The following is a 19,805-nucleotide window of genomic DNA, read 5'->3' on the forward strand; positions in this document are numbered from 1 at the left end:
TCGCGAAATCCTATTCAATTGCGAAAAACTTCAGGATTTCTGATCGCGCTCGCAAAAATAATTTCATCCGATTTGCTCGCCATCACACTTTTTGCCCCAACCCGGTGCAGCGCTGCGCCAGGATCGGGCAATGCGGCGACGAAGCGCCTATTCCATCGGCAGCACCCCGGAAAACGAACCGCGCCGATCGCCGCCGGCCGCGGCTTCCGCTTTATGCGCCAACGACTACACTGTGATTCTGACCGCACTTTTTCTTCTGCGCACAAGGAGTCACCATGCCCAAACGAACCGTCGATCTCAGCCGGCCTCTCCTCCAGCACGACATCCGCGCGTTTCTCGAGACGCTGAATGCCGCTGGCGGTAAACCTATGGAACAAATGAAGCCCAAAGAGGCGCGCAGAGTTTTGGAAGCGGCGCAGCGCAGCGTAGACGTGCCGCTGCGCGAGGTGGAGATCAGCGAGAAAACCATTCACGTAGAAGGCCAGGATATTCTGCTGCAGCTGGTGCGGCCGGCCAGGGTCAAGGAGACATTGCCGGTATTCATGTTCTTTCACGGCGGCGGCTGGGTGCTGGGCGATTTTCCCACCCATGAACGGCTGGTGCGCGATCTGGTTTACAGCTCCGGCGCGGCGGCGGTGTTCGTCAACTACCCCCGCTCACCGGAAGCGCACTATCCGCAGGCGATCAATCTGGCTTACGCCGCCACGGAATGGGTGGCCGAATATGGCGAAAAAATCAACGTTGACGGTTCACGGCTGGCGGTGGTCGGCAACAGCGTCGGCGGCAATATGGCGGCGGTGGTCAGCCTGATGGCCAAAGAGAAAGGCCTACCGGCATTACGTTGCCAGATCCTGCTGTGGCCCGTTACGCACGCCCATTTTGATACCGATTCCTATCATCAGTTCGCCGAAGGCCATTTCCTGACCCGCAATATGATGAAGTGGTTTTGGGACAGCTATGCGCCCGATAAGGCGCAGCGCAAAGACATCTACGCCTCGCCGCTCAACGCTACGCCGGAACAGCTGCGGGGCTTGCCGCCGGCGCTGGTGCAAACCGCCGAGCTGGACGTGCTGCGCGATGAGGGCGAAGCCTACGCGCGTCTGCTCGACGCCGCCGGCGTCGAGGTCACCTCTACCCGCTACAACGGGCTAATCCACGACTACGGCCTGTTGAACCCGCTCGCCCACGTCCCGGCGGTGCATTCGGCGATCCACCAGGCCGGGCGCGCGTTGAAACACTACCTGTCCTGACGCTAACCGACCAGGTGGCAAGCCACCTGATGACCGGGCGCCACGCTGCGCAGCTGCGGCGCCTGTTCGCGGCACTGCGCCGTGGCCAGCGGGCAGCGGGGATGGAAACGGCAGCCGCGCGGCGGGTTGGCGGGGTTCGGCGGCTCGCCGCCGGCCACCCACGCCGGCGCGCGTTGCGCATCCAGCGTCGGCACCGCCGCCAACAAGGCCTGCGTGTAGGGATGCAGCGGTTGGCGGAACAGCGCATCGCGATCGGCGCTCTCAACGATCTGCCCCAGATACATCACCGCCACATCCTGGCACAGATGCTCCACCACGCCGAGATCGTGCGAGATAAACAGCAGCGTCACCCCCTGCCGCTCCTGTAAATCGGAAAACAGATTGATGATCTGCGCCTGAATCGACACGTCGAGCGCCGATATCGGCTCATCGGCGACGATAAATTCCGGTTGCAGGATCAACGCGCGCGCAATGCCGATACGCTGCCGCTGACCGCCGGAAAACTCATGCGGAAACCGCCCGTAATGCTGTGAGGACAACCCGCAGATCGCCAGGGTATCGAGCACCCGTTCGCGCAGTTCCGCCTTGCTCGCCAGGCCGTGTTGCAACAGCGCTTCCCCAATGGCGTCGCCCACGCGCAGACGCGGATTCAGCGAGCTGTAAGGATCCTGAAACACCAGCTGCATTTTCGGCCGCAGGGCGCGCAACGCGTCCTTGCTCAGGCCGTCCAACGCCTGCCCTTTGAACAGCACCTCACCGGCGGTTTTGTCGTGCAGGCCGAGCAGCGTGCGGCCAACGGTGGTTTTGCCGCTGCCGGACTCGCCCACCAGCCCGAAAACGCGCCCCTTGCGGATGCTGAAGCTGACATCATCCACCGCCTTCAGTTGGCCGGTGGTGCGCCCGAACAGCCCGTCGCGCAGCGGAAAATATTTCTTTAACCCCTTTACCTCCACCAAAGGTTCAGTCGACATACGGATGCCCTCCGGCATTGAGAAAACAGGCGGACTGACGCTGACGGGAGCCGTACAGCGGCGGAATGCCGTCGCGGCAGCGAGCGGAGGCCTGCGCGCAGCGCTCGGCGAAAGCGCAATGCTCCGGCAGCCGCGCCAGATCCGGCACCTGACCGGGAATGGAGTACAAGCGGCGTCGCCGCTGCCCCGGCACCGGCCGCGAGGCGATCAGCCCCTGCGTATAGGGATGTCGCGGCTCGTCCAGCACTTCCCGGGTCGTTCCCTGCTCGACGACGCGCCCGGCGTACATCACCGCCAGCCGATCGGCCATCTGGGCGATCACCCCGAGATCGTGGGTGATCAAGATCATCGCCATGTTGTGTCGCCGGCTCTGCTCGCGCAGCAACGCCAGGATCTGCGCCTGCACCGTAACGTCGAGCGCCGTGGTCGGTTCGTCGGCGATCAGCAGCGCCGGCCGGCACCCGATCGCCATGGCGATCATCACGCGCTGCAGCATGCCGCCGGAAAGCTGATGCGGGTAGCAGCGCATCAGCGCCTCCGCGCGCGCCAACCCCACTTCCGTCAAGAGTTGAATCGCCTGACGCCAGGCCGTTTTCGGCGACAGAAGCAAGTGCCTGATCAGCGGCTCCACCAGCTGTTCGCCGAGGGTCAACACCGGATTCAGCGCGCTCATCGGCTCCTGAAAGATCATCGCCAGCCGGTTGCCGCGCAGATCCGCCATCTTGGATGCCCGCAGCGACAGCAGGTTTTGCCCTTCAAAGCGAATCTCACCGCCGTCTACCTGCGCCAGCGGCTGCGGCAACAGCCCCATCAGCGCCATGGCGGTCACGCTTTTGCCGCAGCCCGATTCGCCGACGATCCCCAGCGTTTGCCCGGCCTGCAGTTCAAGACTGACCTGTTGCACCGCCCGCACCGGCCCCTGCTCGCCATGAAACGACACCGACAGCCGGTCGAACGCCACCAGCGGTTGACTCATCGTTTTACCCCGCTCATTTTCGGATCGAGCGCGTCCCGCAGGCCGTCGCCCAAGATATTGATCGCCACCACGGTGACGAAGATCGCCAGCCCCGGCGGCATCCACAGCCAGGGGCGGCGCTGAAAGTCGATCAGGCTATTGGCGGCGTCCATCATGTTGCCCCACGACGGCGTCGGCGGCACCACGCCCAGCCCAAGGTAGCTCAACGCCGACTCGCTGAGGATGGCGTTGGCCACCGCCATGGTGGCGACCACCACCAAAATCGGCACGGTATTGGGCAACAGATGGCCGAAGAGGCGCCGCCGAGTGGAGAGCCCCAGCACTTCGGTGGCCAACATGAAATCCCGCTCGCGCAGCGACAGGATTTGGCCGCGCACCAGCCGCGCCAGCGACGGCCAGCCCAGCAGGCTCAGCATGATCATCACCATGTAGATACGGTAGTCCGGCGACACGTCGAGTTCGGTCAGCATCGCCCCCATGATGATCAGCAGCGGCAGGCCGGGAATGGTCATCAACAGATCGGCGAAGCGCATGATCAGCCGATCCGCCACGCCCCCCAGATAACCGGCGAACGCCCCCAGTACATAGCCCAGCGTCACCGACAGCAGCATCGACACCAGGCCGATGGTCAGCGATATTCGCCCCGCCAGCAGCAGCCGGGTGCAAATATCGCGGCCGAGAAAGTCGGTGCCCAACCAATGCGCGCCGCTCGGCGCCTGATTGATGTTCAGCACATCGCCGGCGTCGTCAGGCCACGGCGACAGCGACGGCCCAATCAGGCACAGCAGCGCCAACAGCACCAGCAGCGCCAGCGAGATCATCGCCGGTCGGTGGCGGCGCAGACGGCGCCAGGCCTGCGCGGCGGGCGGCGGAGACAGCTGCGCCAGCGCCGGCAACTGCGCCTGGCGCCAGCGGCGACGGCGCCCGAAAAACAGCGTTACCCACATCGTGTTACCTCAAGCGAATGCGTGGATCGGCGTAGGCGTACAGAATGTCCGCCAGCAGATTGCCGAGAATGGTCAGCGCCGCCAGAAACAGCGTGAACCCCATCAATACCGGATAATCGCGCGCCGCCAGCGAATCGATATGGATATGCCCGGCGCCCGGCCAGTTGAAGATTTTTTCGGTGATCAGCGCGCCGGAGAACAATCCCGGCAGCTCGAACCCCAGCAGGGTAATGATCGGCAACAGCGCATTGCGCAGCGCGTGTTTGAGGATCACCGTTTTCTCCCTGAGCCCTTTGGCGCGCGCGGTGCGGATATAGTCCATGCGGATCACCTCCAGCATGCTGGCGCGAAAATAGCGCGTCAGGCTGCCGGCCTGCAGCATCACCAGCGCCAGCACCGGCAACAGCAGGTGCGCCGCCACCTCCAGCGCCCAGGCCAGCCCGCTCGCTTCGCTGCCGGTGCGCAACATGCCGCCCGCCGGCAACCAGTGCAGATCGACGGCGAACCATTTGATCAGCAACAGGCAAAGGAAAAACGTCGGAAACGACATGGCGGCGAACACCGCCACGGTGATCAGATGATCGAACAGCGAATAGGGTTTCATCGCCGAGATCACTCCCACCGCCAGCGCGATGCCCCAATACAGCACCATCGCCACCGCCGCCAGCAGGAACGAGTTCCAGATGTATTGGTTCAGCAGCGTGCTGACCGGGATCTGATACTGCAGCGAGAAGCCGAGATCGCCCTGCAACAGCCGGCCAAGCCAATGCAGGTAACGGCTGAACAAGGGCTGATCTAACCCATACAGTGCCCGCAGCTCGGCGGCGCGTTGCGCGGTCAGGTTGATATTGCCGTCGATAAAGTCGCCGGGCGCCAGGGCGAAGATGCAAAAAATCAGCAATGAAGCCAACAACAGCATCGGGATAGTCTGCAACAAACGGCGCAGGATAAAATTTCTCATCGCGAATTCCATCGCCGCCGCCCGGAATAGCGCGGCGGCATCGGGGCGTTACGGCGCCGGTTTGACGTTCGGCAGGCTGCCGACCAGTCCGTTGTAGATATCCGGTTTAAAGCCGGTGACGCGCGCGCTGCTGGCGCTCAATATTTCGCGGTTGCCGAGCAGGATCACCGGCGGATCGTCCGCCAGCACCTGATACAACTGATGGTACAGCGGCTTACGCTGCGCGATATCCAGCGTGGCGTTGGCTTTGGCGATCAGCGCGTCCACCTGCGGGTTGTGGTAGCCGGTCTCGCTCTCGCGGCTGATGAAGTCGCGTACGCCGTCGTGCGGATCGTTCAGCGTGCTGGTGCTGAGAGACGCCAGGTCGTAATTGCCCGCCTTGCGCTGCGCCAGCAGCGCGTTGAAATCCAATACCTGCGGTTTCAGCACCACGCCGAGCCGGCGGTAGTTATCCTTGGCGATCGGCACCAGCGCGTCGTTGATCAGCTTTTTGGTCACCAGCAGCGTCAGCTCCAGCTTTTTACCGTCTTTCTGCCGGATGCCGTCAGCGCCCACCTGCCAGCCCGCCTCGTCCAACAGCTTTTTGGCCTTATCGAGATCGTAAGCGTAAGGATTGATGCCGTTGGCGTCGTAAGCCCAGGAGATCGGCGAAATCGGCTGGTTGGCGACCTTGCCGTACCCCTGGTACACCACGGCGATCAGTTTTTGCCGATCGAGGCCGTAGATCAGCGCCTGACGCACCCGCTTGTCCTGCAGCGCCGGGCGTCTGAGGTTGAAATCAACCCGGCTGTAATCGCTCGAGCTGTAAAGGTTGATATTGGCGAAGCCGAGCAGTTTGAGCTGTTCGATATCGTCCGGCTTGGCGGTAAAGGCGTCGTAGTCGGTCTCACCGGTCTGGAACAGCTGGAAGTTGGTGGCCGGGTTGGTGACGCGATAGATAAAGCGCGCCATCGGCGGCGGGCCGAGGTAGAAGTTCGGATTGGCGTGGAAGCGGATTTCCTGCCCCGGCACGTACTTGTCGTAAATGTAGGGGCCGTTGCCGAGCGGCTTGCCGTTCAAGGCGCGCACGCCGTCGAGCTTGCCGCGCTGATAGTCTTTGCCGTAGTAAGCCCGCGACAATACCGGCCCGCCAATCAGTTGCAACGTGGTCGCGCCCGGTTGGGTGGTGACGATCTGAATGGTGCGATCGTCGATCACCTTCAGCCCGCTGATGCCGGCCGCGGTGCCGTTTTTATACTCGGCGCCGCCCTGAATGTGCGCCGGCGTGATATCGGTATCGCCGTCATAGGCCGGGTCATGCAGCAGCGTCAGGGTAAAGGCGATATCGTCGGCCTTCAGCGGCGAGCCGTCGCTGTAGACCAGATTCGGCCGCAGCTTGATGGTGTAGGTCAGATTATCGGGGCTGACCTGCCAGGACTCCGCCAGGCGCCCTTCCGGTTTGCCCTGGCTGTCCAGGCCGATCAGCCGGCTGAAGATCACGTCGGTCACGTTCTCGTCCCAGCCGTTGGTGAACAGATACGGATTGAAAATCCCCTGCGGCTCCGAGATGCCCGCCACGACGGTATCTTTGCGCAGTTTGGCGGCGGCCGGCACCCGAGCGGCGTCGCTGGCCGGCGTAATGCCTTCGGCCAGCGTTTCCGCCTGCGCGGCGGCGCTCAATCCCAGCGCGCAGACCAACGCCAGCGGCGTCAGCCGATAGCGCAACAGTTTGTTTAGCTTATTTTTTATTCCACTCACCCACTGCCCCTCGTCTACCCGTTGATAAAAATGTGACAAAATTTATCGCAGAGTAATGGGCGGCTGGAGGGCTGTCTAACAACGAAACCGGCATTCCATTGCCGAAAAAAGCATTATGAATTTTTCTGGGGCGAAGCGGCGGGAAAAATGCGGTTCAGCCGGACGCCGCCAGCCCCCGGATAAGTTTGGCTAAGGTTTTTATCGCCTCTTCAAAGCGGTCATTCCATTCAAACGAGGCGTTGAGACGGAAGCAGTGGTTGAAATGGTCGCCGGTGGTAAACATGCGCCCCGGCGCGATGCTGATGCCCCGAGCGAGTGCGCGCCGATACAGCTCCATCGACGACAGCGCCGGGTCGAGTTCCAGCCACAGGAAATACCCGCCGTCGGGCTGACTGACTTTCACCGTCGGCGGGAAATGGTGGGCGATCGCCTGACGCATTGCGCTTTGGCGCTGGGCCAGCAGGCGTCGCAGCCGCCGCAGATGGGTGTCGTAGCCGCCGTGCAGCAGATAATCCGCCAGCGCCATCTGGGTCGGCACGCTGGTGGAAACGGTGCTCATCAGCTGCAAACGCTGGATCTGTTGCGCATAACGCCCCGCCGCCACCCAGCCGACGCGAAAGCCCGGCGCCAGACATTTGGAAAATGACGAGCAGTGCAGGATCTGGCCGCCGCTGTCGAGCGCCTTCGCCGGCAACGGCCGTTCGGCGCTGAAGTACAGCTCGCCGTAGACATCGTCTTCGATCAGCGAGATCTGCCGTTCGCGCAGCAGCGCCACCAGACGCTGCTTGTTGGCCTCCGGCAGGGTGGCGCCCTGCGGGTTCTGGAAGTGGGTCATCAGCCAGCAGGCTTTGATCGGATACTGCTCCACCGCCTGCTGCAACGCGTCCAGATCGATACCGTCCTGCGGATGCGTGGCGATCGCCACCGCCTTCAGCCGCAGCCGTTCCAGCGCCTGCAGCGCGCCGTAAAACGCCGGCGACTCGATCGCCACATAGTCGCCCGGTTGGGTCACCGCCTGCAGGCTGAGGCTGAGCGACTCCATCGCCCCGGCGGTGATGACGATCTCGTCCGGCGCGACCTGCATGCCGCTCAGCGCATAGCGTTGGGCAATGTGCCGTCGCAGCGCGTCGTTGCCCGGCGGCAGGTTGACCAGCGAACTGTGCGGCGTGAACTTGCGCGCTACGCTGCTCAGCGCCCGCGCCAGCTTCGGCTGGGCGAACAGCGTGGCGTCGGGAAACGCCGAACCGAAAGGCACGATGTCCGGATCCTTGCAGGCCTGCAGCACGTCGAAAATAAAGGCGTTGATGTCCACCTGTTCGCTCAGCAGCAGTTTCTCGCCGCGCGAAGGCTGCGGCAGCGGCTGCGGGCGCGCCGCCACATAGTAGCCCGACTGCGGCCGGGCGACGATCCACCCCTGGCTCTCCAGCAGTTGATAAGACTGCACCACCGTCATCAGGCTCAATCCGGCGCGTTTGCCGCTCTCGCGCAGCGAAGGCAGCTTGTCGCCCGCCCGCCACACCCGGTTCTGGATCTGTTCTCTAATCTGCTGCGCAAGCTGCTCGTATCGGGTCATAACCATTAACTGTTATATGAAAAAGTAAAATAACTGTCACTATTATAGGCACTGTACTCCGTGCTTAACTTAACGCCAAGCATTTCACATAAAAATGACAGCTATACTCAAGAGGTTAATTTATGTTCAACCCTAGGAGGCGCCATGCTGGGTCTTGATGCACTGGAACTTGCCAGAATACAGTTCGCCTTCACCGTGTCTTTCCATATCATTTTCCCCGCCATCACCATCGGTTTAGCCAGCTATCTGGCGGTGCTGGAAGGATTATGGTTGAAAACGCACAATGAAGCCTATCGTGAGCTTTATCACTTCTGGTCAAAGATTTTCGCCGTTAACTTCGGCATGGGCGTGGTATCCGGGCTGGTGATGGCTTACCAGTTCGGCACCAACTGGAGCTTCTTCTCCGAGTTCGCCGGCAGCATTACCGGGCCGCTGCTGACTTATGAAGTGCTGACCGCCTTCTTCCTCGAAGCCGGTTTCCTCGGCGTGATGCTGTTCGGCTGGAACCGCGTCGGCCCCGGCCTGCACTTCTTCGCCACCTGCATGGTGGCGCTCGGCACGCTGATCTCCACCTTCTGGATCCTGGCCTCCAACAGCTGGATGCAGACCCCGCAAGGGCATGAAATCATCAATGGCCAGGTGGTGCCGGTTGACTGGCTGAAGGTCATCTTCAACCCGTCCTTCCCGTATCGCCTGCTGCACATGTCCACCGCCGCCTTCCTCTCCTCGGCGTTCTTCGTCGGCGCGTCCGCCGCCTGGCATCTGCTGCGCGGCCGCGACACGCCGGCGATGCGCAAGATGCTGTCGATGGCGATGTGGATGGCGCTGATCGTCGCGCCGGTGCAGGCGCTGATCGGCGATGCGCACGGCCTGAATACGCTGAAACATCAGCCGGCGAAGATCGCCGCCATCGAAGGCCACTGGGAAAACCCGCCGGGCGAAGCCACGCCGCTCATCCTGGTCGGTTGGCCGGACATGCAGCGTGAAGAGACCCGCTTCAAGCTGGAAGTGCCCTATCTCGGCAGCCTGATCCTGACGCACAGCCTGACCGAGCAGGTGCCGGCGCTCAAATCGTTCCCGCCGGAAGATCGCCCCAACTCCACCGTGGTGTTCTGGTCGTTCCGCATCATGGTCGGGCTGGGCATGCTGATGATCCTGGCCGGGGTGTGGAGCCTGTGGCTGCGCTGGCGCGGCGGGCTCTATCAGTCGCGTCCGTTCCTGTATTTCATCCTGTGGATGGGCCCTTCCGGGCTGCTGGCGCTGCTGGCGGGCTGGTTCACCACCGAGATAGGCCGCCAGCCGTGGGTGGTGTACGGCCTGCTGCGCACCAAGGATGCGGTGTCCGCGCACGGAGATCTGCACATGAGCATCAGCCTGCTGGCGTTCATCATCGTCTACTGCTCGGTGTTCGGCGTGGGCTACTCCTACATGATGCGCCTGATCCGCAAAGGGCCGCAGCCGCATGAACACCAAGAAGACAATACCGAGGGCCGCCCGGCGCGTCCGCTGTCCGCGGTCAACGACACTCTGGACGACAGGAGCTGAACATGGGTATCGATCTTCCGCTGATTTGGTTTGTGATCATCGTGTTCAGCACCATGATGTACGTGGTGATGGACGGTTTCGATTTGGGCATCGGCATTCTGTTTCCGTGGGTGAAGGCGAGTGACGACCGCGATCTGATGATGAACACCGTCGCCCCGGTGTGGGACGGCAATGAGACCTGGCTGGTGCTGGGCGGCGCGGCGCTGTTTGGCGCCTTCCCGCTGGCCTACTCGGTGATCCTCGACGCGCTGGCGATCCCGCTGACGCTGATGCTGATCGGGCTGATTTTCCGCGGCGTGGCCTTCGAGTTTCGCTTCAAAGCGACGCCGGAGAAGCGCCATATCTGGGACAAGGCGTTCATCTGGGGCTCTCTCTTCGCCACCTTCAGCCAGGGTGTGGTGGTGGGCGCCGTGATCAACGGCTTCCCGGTAGAAGGCCGCACCTACGCCGGCGGCGCGCTGGACTGGCTGACGCCGTTCGCGCTGTTCTGCGGGCTGGGGCTGGTGGTGACCTACGCCCTGCTCGGCTGTACCTGGCTGGTGATGAAAACCGCCGGTGACCTGCAGGCGCGCATGTATCACCTGGCGACACCGCTGCTGGCGATCCTGCTGCTGGTGCTGGCTGCGGTCAGCATCTGGACGCCGATCGCGCATCCCGAAATCGCCGCGCGCTGGTTTACGCTGCCGAACCTGTTCTGGCTGCTGCCGGTGCCGGTACTGGTGCTGCTCAGCGCCTGGGGGATCCAGCGTGGGGTGAAACGCGGCGCGCACTACTCGCCGTTCATGCTGACGCTGCTGCTGGTGTTCCTCGGCCTGAGCGGGCTTGGCATCAGCATCTGGCCGCACCTGATCCCGCCGGCCATCAGCCTGTGGGACGCCGCCGCGCCGCCGCAGAGCCTCGGCTTTATGCTGGTCGGCGCGCTGTTCATCATCCCAATCATTCTGGTCTACACCTTCTGGAGCTACTACGTGTTCCGCGGCAAGATCAGCCATGAACACGGCTATCACTGAGGAAGGAGGACGCTATGCAAGATAAAACGGCAGCCGCCGCTCCAGCACCCTGGTGGAAACGCATCGGTTGGCTGGTGATCATCTGGAGCGCCAGCGTGCTGGGGCTGTTCGTGGTTGCCTCGCTGTTCCGCCTGCTGATGACTGCGGCGGGCATGAAGTCACATTGACGTGACGCCTTATCTGGACGCGCTGTTGGGAAAGTAAAAAGAGACCACCAGCGTGACCAGCGGCAAGGCGCCGATCTTCACCAGCTCAAACACCTGATTCAGCGCTTCGTTTTTGTCCCAATACGCGTGGGCGGCGAATACGCCCACGCTGACCGCGAATATCCCGCACAGCACCTGGCGTGCCAGGCGCAGCCGCTCCATTTCGTCGAAGACCAACACCTGCTCCAGATAAACCTGGCTGGCCTCATCGCGCAGATTACGGCTTTCGATGTTCATGGGAAGATCTCCACGACCCGCCCCACCGCTTCAAGCTGTTCGCCATTCTCTCGTACGATGCCAAGAGACGTACCATCCTGTTTCATCCAGTACTTATCGGCAATGGTAATCAGTGCAAACGCCATTTTGATTACCTCGGTTTTTTCCATCCCGTGACGTCGGGCGATATCGTTCAGATCATCATCAATTTTGTTGGATAACCGAATCGGCAAGCTGCGCATACTCCACCTCCTGTGGTCGTTGATTCACCGAGGGAAAGTCTACTGGAACGCCAAATGTCGTTCAATTAGTGAACTGCGTAACACCTCGCACAATTCGCATGCAACGCTAGTGCGGCTTGCGGCCCATCGCGCTGAGGAAGCGTTGCTGCAGACGCAACAGCTCCTCCAGCTCCAGCAGGCGGTAGTCGATGCCGAAACGCGGCGCCACCTCGCCGATAATGCGGCTCAACGCCGGGTAATGACGGTGGCTCCAGTGCGGAAACAGATGATGCGTCAAATGCAGATTCGCCCCGCCCAGCCAATAGCCCAGCCAGCGCGGCCGGGTCTGCCAGTCGAACGTGGTGGCGAACACATGGTGATACCAACCGTGCGGCATCGCGCCCTGCGCCGGTGCCTGATAGAAGTTGGCCTTGGCCCAGTGGGTGCCGATGATCAACATCACGAACAGCAATGAAGAAAGCATCTGGCTCAGCAAATAGACCAGCAGAATTTGCCCAATGCCGATAGCCGGCGGCAACAGCCAACATGGGATCGCCAGCGCCAGCAGCAGGTGCGCCGCCTTCCCCGCCAGAAACCCGATCCAGCCGCGTACGCCCTGCTGCGCCATGCGCGCCGCCACGCGGGTGCGGCCCGCCCTGTCCAACCAATCGAACAGCCAGATGTAGTACGGAAAAGTCAGCGCCGCCACCAACGGCCAATAGTAACGCTGCGCGCGCATAAAGGGCCGCCAGCGCTGGAACGGCGTTTGCCGCAGCACGCCATTGGCGTCGATGTCGGGGTCGTAATGTTCGATATTGTTATGGGCATGGTGAAACAGCACGTGGCGCACGCGCCAGCAGTCGGGATCCAGCCCCAGCGGCACGCTCACCAGTGCGTTCAGCCAGCGGTTGGCCCAGGGGCGGCGGAAAAACGCGTTGTGCGAGGCGTCGTGCACCACGTTCACCGTCAGGAACATGCCGATAAAGATAAAGCCGAAATAACAAGCGAAAAACGCCCAGCCGTTTTGCTGCTGCAGGCTCAACCCGTAACACAGGCCGCACAGCGCCAGCAGCAGCGCGACCTTCGCCAGCATGCCGCCGTCGGCGAAGCGGTGATCGCCGTTGGCCGCCAGATAATGCTGTGCGGCCTGCATCAGCGCGCGGTGCAACCCGTTATCGTCGCGCCGATAGGCTAACGGACGCAGCGGTTTCATGGCTGTCCCATCCGGCGTAAGAAACGCTGTTGTTGCGCTAGCAGTTCGCGATAGCCGATGCAGCGGTACGCCATACCGTGCCGCTGCGCGACCTCCGCCACCGCGGCAGCCAGGGCCGGATAGTGGCGATGATTCCAGCCGGGAAACAGGTGATGGGTCAGGTGATAGTTCAGCCCGCCGGTCAGATGCTCCAGCCAGCGCGGTTCGGGCTGCCAGTCGCAGGCGGTGGCGAAATTGTGCCGATACCAGCCTTGCGGCATGCTGTCGCCCGTCGGCGCCGGGTAAAACTCGGCCTGCGCCCAATGGGTGCCCAGCAGCAAGAACACCACCAGCAGCGAGGCGCACATCTGGCTGAGCGCGTAAGCCAGCAACACCCAGCCCCAGCCGATGCCGTGCACGTGGCCCACGACCAGCGGCGCCACCAGCACCAGCACCAGATGCGCGAGCTTGCACAGCACGAACAGCGCCCAACCGCCGCGCCCCGCCAGCACGCGTTTTTCCCGCAGCGGCGTTTTATCGAGCCGATCGGACCAATCGAAAATCCAGGCGATATAGGGCAGCGAGAGCGCGGCGATCAGCGGCCAGTACAGATGCTGATAGCGCATATGGGGCCGCCAGCGCTGGAACGGTGTCTGGCGGAAAAAGCCGTTCTCTTCGGTATCCAGATCGTAATGTTCGACGTTGGCGTAAACGTGGTGGTAATCCACATGCCGCGTGCGCCAGTAGTCCGGATCGACGCCCAGCGGCAGCGTCACCAACCGCCCCACCAGCCGATTGGCCCAGGGCGCACGCAGGAAAGCGTTATGCGAAGCATCGTGGTTGACGTTGACATTGAGCAGCATGCCCATGGTCACGAACAGGAAATAGCAGAGGAAAAACGCCCAGGGCTGATGCTGCAGCAGGCTCAGCGCGTAAAACCCGACGCACAACGCCAGCAACAGCGCGGCCTTGGCCAATCGCGCGGCATCGGCATAGCGATGATCGCCCGCCAGACAGGCGTGGGCCGCGCGCTTAAGATCGCGGTGGAAGGCCTGTTCGCCATCGGCGGGAAAACGCAGCGGCGGCAATGATTCAGCCATGCGGTTCCTCCACGGCGGCCGGTGCGGCTACTCTTCCCCAGCCCAACGCGACGCACAGGGCATGCAACGCCACGGCGGCCATGGCGATATGCCAATAGCGCTGCGGCCAACCGAGATAGCCGATAAACAGCAGCGGCATGCCCAGCGCGATCAGCAGCCAGAGGGCGCTCGCCCACCGCCGCCCTTCCGTCATGCCGCCCAGCGCCACCGATCCCAACGCCAGCAGCGCCAACAGCACCATTTGCGGCCAGCTGATGTCGCTATAGCCGTAACCGTATTGGTAGACGTAACCGACCACCAGCGAGAACAACAGCATGGCGCCGCTGAAAACGCTGAACGCCGAACGGCGGTCGCGTGGCCGGCCCGGCGCCGGGCGCCATGCCAGGCGCAAATAGCGCAGGAACGGCAGATTGCTCGCCCAGAATGGGTTGGCGGACGGCCTGTCGCCGCCGACGCCATAGCTGAACGGCGTGCTCGGCAATGCCGGGCAAAAGGTGCCGAACAGCTTGTCCCAGAAGATAAAGCTGCCGCCGAAATTCTTATTGGAATACGCCATGTCCTTGACGTGATGCACCCGGTGATGCGCCGGCGTGACCAGGATGTTTTCCAGCACGCCGAGCTTCGGCGTCAGCGCATTGTGGTTAAACAGCTGAATGCTGTAATGAAAAATAGAGACCGCAACGAACACCGACAGCGGCACCCCCGCCAGCGCCAGCAGCAAAAAGAACGGGATCGACGTCAGCGACGAATACCAGGAGTTGCGCACCCCCAGCGACAGATTAAAGTGCTCGCCCTGATGGTGCACCACGTGCACCGCCCACAGCAGGCGGAAACGATGGTGCAGACGGTGCAGCCAGTAGAAACCGAAGTCCCACGCCAGCAGGGCGAACAGCCACATCAGCAGCGGCGGCCAGGCATCCAGCAGCCCCAGGCTGAAATGCGCGGCCACGTAGCCGTAGCAGGTGATCTCCAACCCGCGGAACAACCACAGCATGATATGGCCGGAATTCAGGTTGAACACCAGATCGTGCCAGTTGACCGGATCGCGACGCCCCCACTGCAGCGCCACCGCCTCGGCCACCACGATGAACAGCATGAACACTATCGGCAATGCCAGATCGCTCATCCCATTTCTCCTTTAACGACGCGCCTGCGCAGGGTTTTCATGCGCAGGGCCAGCCAGCCGGCGAACAGCGCCAGCAGCGCGCCGCCGGCCAAATCGACAAACAAATGCCGACGCAGTTGCAGAATCGAGAACGCGATCGCCACGCCCCACAGCATCCACAGCGCCGTGCGCACTTTGCGCTCGCCGTCGCTCAGCGCCCACACCGCCAGCACCGTCAGCGCCATATGCAACGAAGGCAGGCAGTTTTGCGGCGAGTCCACCCGGGTTAACGCCGCCAGCAGTTGCGCGCTGATCCCGACGCCATCGTTCTGCGGATAGGCCATGGTGGTCGGCCACAGCAGATAAACCGCCCCGGCGCCCAGCGCGGTCAGCTGCATCGCCAGCGTCAGCCATTTGATCCGCGGCAGCGGCGCCAGCAGATAGCCCGCCGGGACGATGAGGAAGAACGACAGATAGAGCCAGATGGCCGTGGGGCTGAACGGGATCGCCCGATCAAGCGCCGACGGCGGCAACAGGGTTCCCGCCCCCTGCAGGCGATCGGTCAGGCTATACACCACGCCGACCGTGCCCCATCCCAGCAGCATGTGCCATAGCCTGAACAGTGCGCTTTTCATGCCGCCTCCGCCCGGCGCACGATGCGCCGCCGCTTGCGATCGAACTGCGGCAGCACCGCTTGCGCCGTCAACCGCCATTCGAGGCGATCGGTGGCGATGCCCTGACGAGCGAACAGCGCCATCAGCTGCGCCTGACAGTGTGCCAACGCCGCCGGGCTGCAATCGGCAATCAGCTCCAACCGCCGTTCGCCATGCTGGATCAGGCGGTAATCGCTGGTCAGCGGCAACGCATTGGCGATCGTTCGGCTACAGGCATCGGCGAACACCGCCTGCGGTTGCCGCTGCGCATCGGGCAGCATCAGCTGATCGTCGCGCCGCCCCTCGATACGGGCGATCGCCCGCGTCGGTTGCCCGCATGGGCAGGGTTCCTTGCGCAGCACCAATACATCGTCCAGCCGATAGCGCACGATCGGCTGCGTACTGCGGGTAAAATCGGTGATCAGCGGCGTGAAGCGCAGTTCGTCGATCCACTGCGGCTCGATATGCAAAAACTCCTCGTTCAGGTGCAAGGTGCCGTGCGCGCAGGTGGCGGCGAGGAACCCCTCGGTAGCCTGATACACTTCGCCGACCGCCGGAAACACCTGCAGCAGCAGGCGGCGATCCTGTTCTTCAAGCACCTCGGCGACCGAGATCACTTTTTTGACCGACAGCGTCACCTGCCCGGCCAGCACCGCCAACGCCAATGCGCGCAGCACCTGCGCCGGGGCCACGATGATGCTGGGCGCCTGCCGTTCCAATGCCGGCAAATGGCCGCTGAACGGCGCGAGCAAATCGTAAAACGCCAGGCTCAGCCAACGGTTGTTCACGCTGTGATAGAGATTATTGTCCGCGCGCAGAAACAGCGCGACGCGCTCGCCCGCCGACAGCCCGTCCGGCAGCATTTTCGCCAACATGCCGCCGGCCCACACCTGCTGTTCGCGCGGGCTGACGACAAACACGCCGCGCTGCCCGGAAGTGCCGGACGACAATCCGACGCTGTAGCGCCCGATCTTCGGCGTGAAATCGCGATCCGCCTCGCTGCGCTGCGCGCAGGCCAGCACCGCATCGCGCCGCAGCCCGGCGGTGTTCATGCGGTCGAACTGCGCCATCATCAGCGCCTTGTCCATCTGCGGCCATTCGGCGAACGGCCGGCGGCTGAAGCCTTGAAAATAGGGACTCTTGCTCAGCACCCGGCGGGCAAACCCCTCAAGCTGTCGGGCCTGATGCGCCTCCAGCGCCGCACGATCGCCAAAGCGCAGGCGCCGGGCGCGGAAATAGTGCCAAAGGGTCATGAAGGGGATCACAGGTCCCCCTCGTGGCACAGCAAAATGTTGACCTGGCCGCCCGCCCACAGCTGGTTGAGCCGCTCCAGGGTGCGGGTGTAAGCCGCCGCGTCGTCCATCACCAGATTGGCCAGGCGCGAAGGCCCGCGCAGCGTCTGGTAACTCTGCGGCGACCAGGCGGCGTCGCTGGCCAGCAGCGTCCAGCCGGCGTCGGTGAGAATAAAGGCGCCGATATGGCCGGCCGCATGCCCCGGCAACGGCACCAGCACGATCTGCCCTTCACTGCCCGGCAGCGCGTAACCGCGATCGAACGGCGCCAACAGCGCGGGTAACGCCACCGCAGGAAAAGACTCCATAAACTGCAGACGGCTCTCGAAATCCGCCGGGATCAGGCCGGGAATAAAGGCGCGCTTCAGCGCCGCGAAACCGCGCAGCCCACGGGTTTGCTGCCAGCCCTCGCCGGAGCAAATAAAGTCGAGTTGGCTGAAATCCTGCAGCCCGGCGACGTGATCGGCGTGAAAATGCGAGACGATCAGCGCCTGAATATCCCCCTCGGCATAACCGGCTTCGCGCAGCTGATGCGCCAACGACTCGGCCGGATCGAAATAGACCGGCGTCATGCGGCGGTAAAGGCTGAACAGCCCCGACTGTGTGTGCTGCTGAAAATAACGCGCGTAGCCGGTATCCCACAGCCAGCGGCGCTCCCCCACCTCCAGCAGATAGGCGCGCGCCGGGAATTTGCACACCCGGAATCCGGCGCCGCGCAGCGCCATGCAGCCGATATGCGTGCAATAGCCCACTTCAAACACGGTGACCTTAGCCATGCTGTCCGCCTCCTTGCCGCCGCAGCCACTCGCCGGTCAGACGAATGCCCTCTTCCATCGAATAACGCGGCCGGTAACCCAGCTCTTCGATCGCACGGGTCTGGCTCAGCGTCATGTCAAAATGCACCGCCGCCACGCTGTAGCGCGTCAACAGCGGTTCCTTGCCGCTCAGCGCCGCCCACAGCTCCATGCCGCCGGCCAGCGTATGCAGCAGCGGATAGGACACGGCCTGCAGCCGGTAACTCAGCCCCAGCTCCTGACGCAGCAACGCATCCAGCATCTCCGCCAGCCGCTGCGGTTGGTGGTTGGTGATGTTGTACACGGCGCCGGACGGCAATCCGCGCTGCCGGCTGGCCAGATCCATCGCGTGCACCACGTTGGGGGCGAAGGTCAGATCCAGCAGCGCCTGTCCGCCGCCGGGCAATCGCAATACCCCGCGGTCGCGTTCGAGCTGCTGCAACAGCCGCGGCACGATCACCCGATCGTGCGGGCCAAACAGGCCGCGCGGCCGCAGCATAATGTAGGTGGTTTGCGGATAGATCTTCGCCTGCGCCAACAGGCGCTGCTCGGCCGCATACTTGCTGGCGGCATAGTGATTGGCGAAGCGCCGGGCGCGGTAACCCTCGTCAAGATCGTAATGCGGCTGAAAATCGAAGTAGATTGCCGGCGTGGAGATATGCACGAAGCGCCGCACGCCGCAGCGCCCGGCCGCCTCCGCCAGCTTCTCCGTCGCCGCGGCGTTGATGCGGTGAAACTCCGCTTTGCCGCCCCAGGGCGAAGACTTGGCCGCGCAGTGCCAGACCCATTCGCAGTCGGTCACCAGCTCCCGACACTGCTGCGGCGTGGCCTGCGCCAGATCGAGCGCGCAAAACTCGGCGCCCAGCTGACGCAGCGTTGCGCCGGCCCATTCATCGCGGCCGGTGGCGCGCACCTGATGTCCGGCCTCCAGCAACCACTGCGCCGCGTTGCGTCCCAGCCCGCTGGTCGCCCCGGTGAGCAGCACCCTCATGGCAGCAACACCATGCCGGCCAGCGCCAGCCCGGCGGCGGTGCCGATCAGCATCACCGGCTGACCGGGATTGAAGCGCCCGGTGGTCACGGCGGCATGCAGCGCCGTCGGGATAGACGCCGCCACCTGATTACCATGATGGCGGTAGATATCGACCAGCGCCTCGCTGGAGACGTGCAGCCGTTTGCGCATATGTTCGAGCGACAGATGGCTGGCCTGATGCGGCACCACGGTGGCGATCTGCGCCAGGGTCAGGCCGCTGGCGCTCAACAGCCGATCGAGATAACCCTCAATCAGCGCCGAGGCCTGGCGGAACAGCGGCTTGCCCTGCATATGAAACAGGAAGTCTTGCTCACACATGCCGGCGCGCGGGTTGCGACGCGTGCCGCCGGCGCGGATCTCGCAGAGTTCGCTGCCGGCGGGGTAGGTTTCCACCAGGCTGGCGAGGATGCCGCTGGCGCCGTCGCCGCGCTCCACAATGGCGCAGGCCGCGCCGTCGCCGAAGATCAGCGACGACTCTTCGTGCTGCCAGTCGATGCCGCGTGAAGCGAGATCCGCCGAGACGATGGCGATGCGTCGATACGTCCCGGCGTTCAGCAGCCCTGCCGCCACCTGCAGCGCAGAGATAAAGCTGACGCAGCTGCTGTTGATGTCGAAGCCCGGCGTGCCCGGCGCCAGCCCCGCCACCTTGAGAATGTGCGCGGCGGTGCACGGCAGCGCCTGCACCGAAATCGCCGAGGCGGAGATCAGCAGATCGATCGAGTCCGCCGAAATGGCGCGGCGAGCCAGCGCATCTTGCAGCGCGGCAGCGGCGAGTTCGGCCTGGCTGGCATCGTCGGCGGCGTGATAGCGGTAAACGATGCCCGAGCGTTTTTCAACGTAGCCGGCCGGTTTCCCCAGCCGAGCGTCGAGCGCAGAGGACGCCACGCGGTTAGGCGGCAACGCGGCCCCGGTGGCGATGATTTTCAGAGGCAGCAGCTCGGGTGAACGTAATTGTGTGGTCATTATTGTTATTGATTAACCTGACTATCCATAAAGCGATTCTCCCGTACGGCGCGAAGGCCAC

20 protein-coding genes are annotated in these 19,805 nt (G+C 63.3%); 4 read left to right on the forward strand and 16 right to left on the reverse strand.

Annotated features, from left to right (window positions below; all coding sequences use genetic code 11):
- Positions 1-275 precede the first annotated feature (275 nt).
- A complete protein-coding gene (locus ACJ8IP_RS05850) occupies positions 276-1,250 on the forward strand; it encodes an alpha/beta hydrolase (protein WP_033643407.1) in 975 nt (324 codons plus the stop codon).
- A 2-nt stretch (positions 1,251-1,252) separates the two neighbouring features.
- Here ACJ8IP_RS05850 and ACJ8IP_RS05855 read toward each other — a convergent pair whose 3' ends face one another.
- The 6 genes from ACJ8IP_RS05855 to ACJ8IP_RS05880 all read right to left on the reverse strand — a co-directional run bounded on the left by ACJ8IP_RS05855 (position 1,253) and on the right by ACJ8IP_RS05880 (position 8,415).
- Entirely contained in the window at positions 1,253-2,221 is a 969-nt protein-coding gene (locus tag ACJ8IP_RS05855) for an ABC transporter ATP-binding protein (RefSeq protein WP_033650921.1), read from the reverse strand.
- Positions 2,211-3,197: an ABC transporter ATP-binding protein gene (locus ACJ8IP_RS05860; RefSeq protein ID WP_047574833.1), complete on the reverse strand. Its 987-nt coding sequence runs from the start codon at positions 3,195-3,197 to the stop codon at positions 2,211-2,213. The genes ACJ8IP_RS05855 and ACJ8IP_RS05860 overlap by 11 nt, the downstream gene beginning before the upstream one ends.
- Complete coding sequence (gene opp4C, locus ACJ8IP_RS05865; RefSeq protein WP_046687269.1) at positions 3,194-4,144, reverse strand: oligopeptide ABC transporter permease; 951 nt, start codon at positions 4,142-4,144, stop codon at positions 3,194-3,196. Before opp4C ends, ACJ8IP_RS05860 begins: the two co-directional genes overlap by 4 nt.
- Positions 4,145-4,148: 4 nt before the next feature.
- A complete protein-coding gene (locus ACJ8IP_RS05870; RefSeq protein ID WP_004934604.1) occupies positions 4,149-5,105 on the reverse strand; it encodes an ABC transporter permease in 957 nt (318 codons plus the stop codon).
- A gap of 48 nt (positions 5,106-5,153) precedes the next feature.
- The gene (locus tag ACJ8IP_RS05875) at positions 5,154-6,842 is read right to left on the reverse strand and encodes an ABC transporter substrate-binding protein (protein ID WP_033650918.1); all 1,689 of its coding nucleotides are present in this window, start codon (positions 6,840-6,842) and stop codon (positions 5,154-5,156) included.
- A 154-nt stretch (positions 6,843-6,996) separates the two neighbouring features.
- A complete protein-coding gene (locus ACJ8IP_RS05880; protein ID WP_164106971.1) occupies positions 6,997-8,415 on the reverse strand; it encodes an aminotransferase-like domain-containing protein in 1,419 nt (472 codons plus the stop codon).
- A gap of 144 nt (positions 8,416-8,559) precedes the next feature.
- Between ACJ8IP_RS05880 and ACJ8IP_RS05885 the strand changes: the two genes are divergently transcribed.
- Genes ACJ8IP_RS05885 through ACJ8IP_RS05895 form a run of 3 tightly spaced genes read left to right on the forward strand, consistent with a single transcriptional unit; the run spans position 8,560 to position 11,137 of the window.
- A complete protein-coding gene (locus ACJ8IP_RS05885) occupies positions 8,560-9,960 on the forward strand; it encodes a cytochrome ubiquinol oxidase subunit I (protein ID WP_004934615.1) in 1,401 nt (466 codons plus the stop codon).
- 2 nt (positions 9,961-9,962) lie between these two features.
- Entirely contained in the window at positions 9,963-10,970 is a 1,008-nt protein-coding gene (cydB, locus tag ACJ8IP_RS05890; protein ID WP_063918510.1) for a cytochrome d ubiquinol oxidase subunit II, read from the forward strand.
- A gap of 14 nt (positions 10,971-10,984) precedes the next feature.
- Complete coding sequence (locus ACJ8IP_RS05895; RefSeq protein ID WP_004934619.1) at positions 10,985-11,137, forward strand: DUF2474 domain-containing protein; 153 nt, start codon at positions 10,985-10,987, stop codon at positions 11,135-11,137.
- 9 nt (positions 11,138-11,146) lie between these two features.
- Here the strand turns inward: ACJ8IP_RS05895 and ACJ8IP_RS05900 are convergent, their stop codons facing one another.
- The 10 genes from ACJ8IP_RS05900 to ACJ8IP_RS05945 all read right to left on the reverse strand — a co-directional run bounded on the left by ACJ8IP_RS05900 (position 11,147) and on the right by ACJ8IP_RS05945 (position 19,744).
- Positions 11,147-11,413 carry a hypothetical protein gene (locus ACJ8IP_RS05900; protein WP_164106970.1) on the reverse strand — a complete coding sequence of 89 codons (267 nt, stop codon included), beginning with the start codon at positions 11,411-11,413 and terminating at the stop codon, positions 11,147-11,149.
- Entirely contained in the window at positions 11,410-11,634 is a 225-nt protein-coding gene (locus ACJ8IP_RS05905) for a hypothetical protein (RefSeq protein ID WP_033640066.1), read from the reverse strand. The genes ACJ8IP_RS05900 and ACJ8IP_RS05905 overlap by 4 nt, the downstream gene beginning before the upstream one ends.
- A 106-nt stretch (positions 11,635-11,740) precedes the next feature.
- Positions 11,741-12,826 carry an acyl-CoA desaturase gene (locus tag ACJ8IP_RS05910; protein WP_164106969.1) on the reverse strand — a complete coding sequence of 362 codons (1,086 nt, stop codon included), beginning with the start codon at positions 12,824-12,826 and terminating at the stop codon, positions 11,741-11,743.
- Positions 12,823-13,905, reverse strand: coding sequence for a fatty acid desaturase family protein (locus ACJ8IP_RS05915; protein ID WP_164106968.1), 1,083 nt, complete (start codon positions 13,903-13,905; stop codon positions 12,823-12,825). The genes ACJ8IP_RS05910 and ACJ8IP_RS05915 overlap by 4 nt, the downstream gene beginning before the upstream one ends.
- Entirely contained in the window at positions 13,898-15,031 is a 1,134-nt protein-coding gene (locus ACJ8IP_RS05920; RefSeq protein ID WP_164106967.1) for a sterol desaturase family protein, read from the reverse strand. The genes ACJ8IP_RS05915 and ACJ8IP_RS05920 overlap by 8 nt, the downstream gene beginning before the upstream one ends.
- Positions 15,028-15,645 carry a phosphatase PAP2 family protein gene (locus ACJ8IP_RS05925; protein WP_033650909.1) on the reverse strand — a complete coding sequence of 206 codons (618 nt, stop codon included), beginning with the start codon at positions 15,643-15,645 and terminating at the stop codon, positions 15,028-15,030. The genes ACJ8IP_RS05920 and ACJ8IP_RS05925 overlap by 4 nt, the downstream gene beginning before the upstream one ends.
- Entirely contained in the window at positions 15,642-16,928 is a 1,287-nt protein-coding gene (locus ACJ8IP_RS05930) for a F390 synthetase-related protein (protein ID WP_164106966.1), read from the reverse strand. Before ACJ8IP_RS05930 ends, ACJ8IP_RS05925 begins: the two co-directional genes overlap by 4 nt.
- Entirely contained in the window at positions 16,925-17,731 is an 807-nt protein-coding gene (locus ACJ8IP_RS05935) for an MBL fold metallo-hydrolase (protein WP_072627471.1), read from the reverse strand. The genes ACJ8IP_RS05930 and ACJ8IP_RS05935 overlap by 4 nt, the downstream gene beginning before the upstream one ends.
- Positions 17,724-18,740, reverse strand: a complete 1,017-nt coding sequence (locus tag ACJ8IP_RS05940; RefSeq protein WP_147880031.1) for an NAD-dependent epimerase/dehydratase family protein — start codon at positions 18,738-18,740, stop codon at positions 17,724-17,726. The genes ACJ8IP_RS05935 and ACJ8IP_RS05940 overlap by 8 nt, the downstream gene beginning before the upstream one ends.
- Complete coding sequence (locus ACJ8IP_RS05945) at positions 18,737-19,744, reverse strand: 3-oxoacyl-[acyl-carrier-protein] synthase III C-terminal domain-containing protein (protein WP_072627469.1); 1,008 nt, start codon at positions 19,742-19,744, stop codon at positions 18,737-18,739. Before ACJ8IP_RS05945 ends, ACJ8IP_RS05940 begins: the two co-directional genes overlap by 4 nt.
- Positions 19,745-19,805 lie beyond the last annotated feature (61 nt).

Origin of the sequence: Serratia sp. CY52157 (genome assembly GCF_052168495.1) — a bacterium.
GTDB classification, from domain to species: Bacteria; Pseudomonadota; Gammaproteobacteria; order Enterobacterales; family Enterobacteriaceae; genus Serratia; species Serratia ureilytica.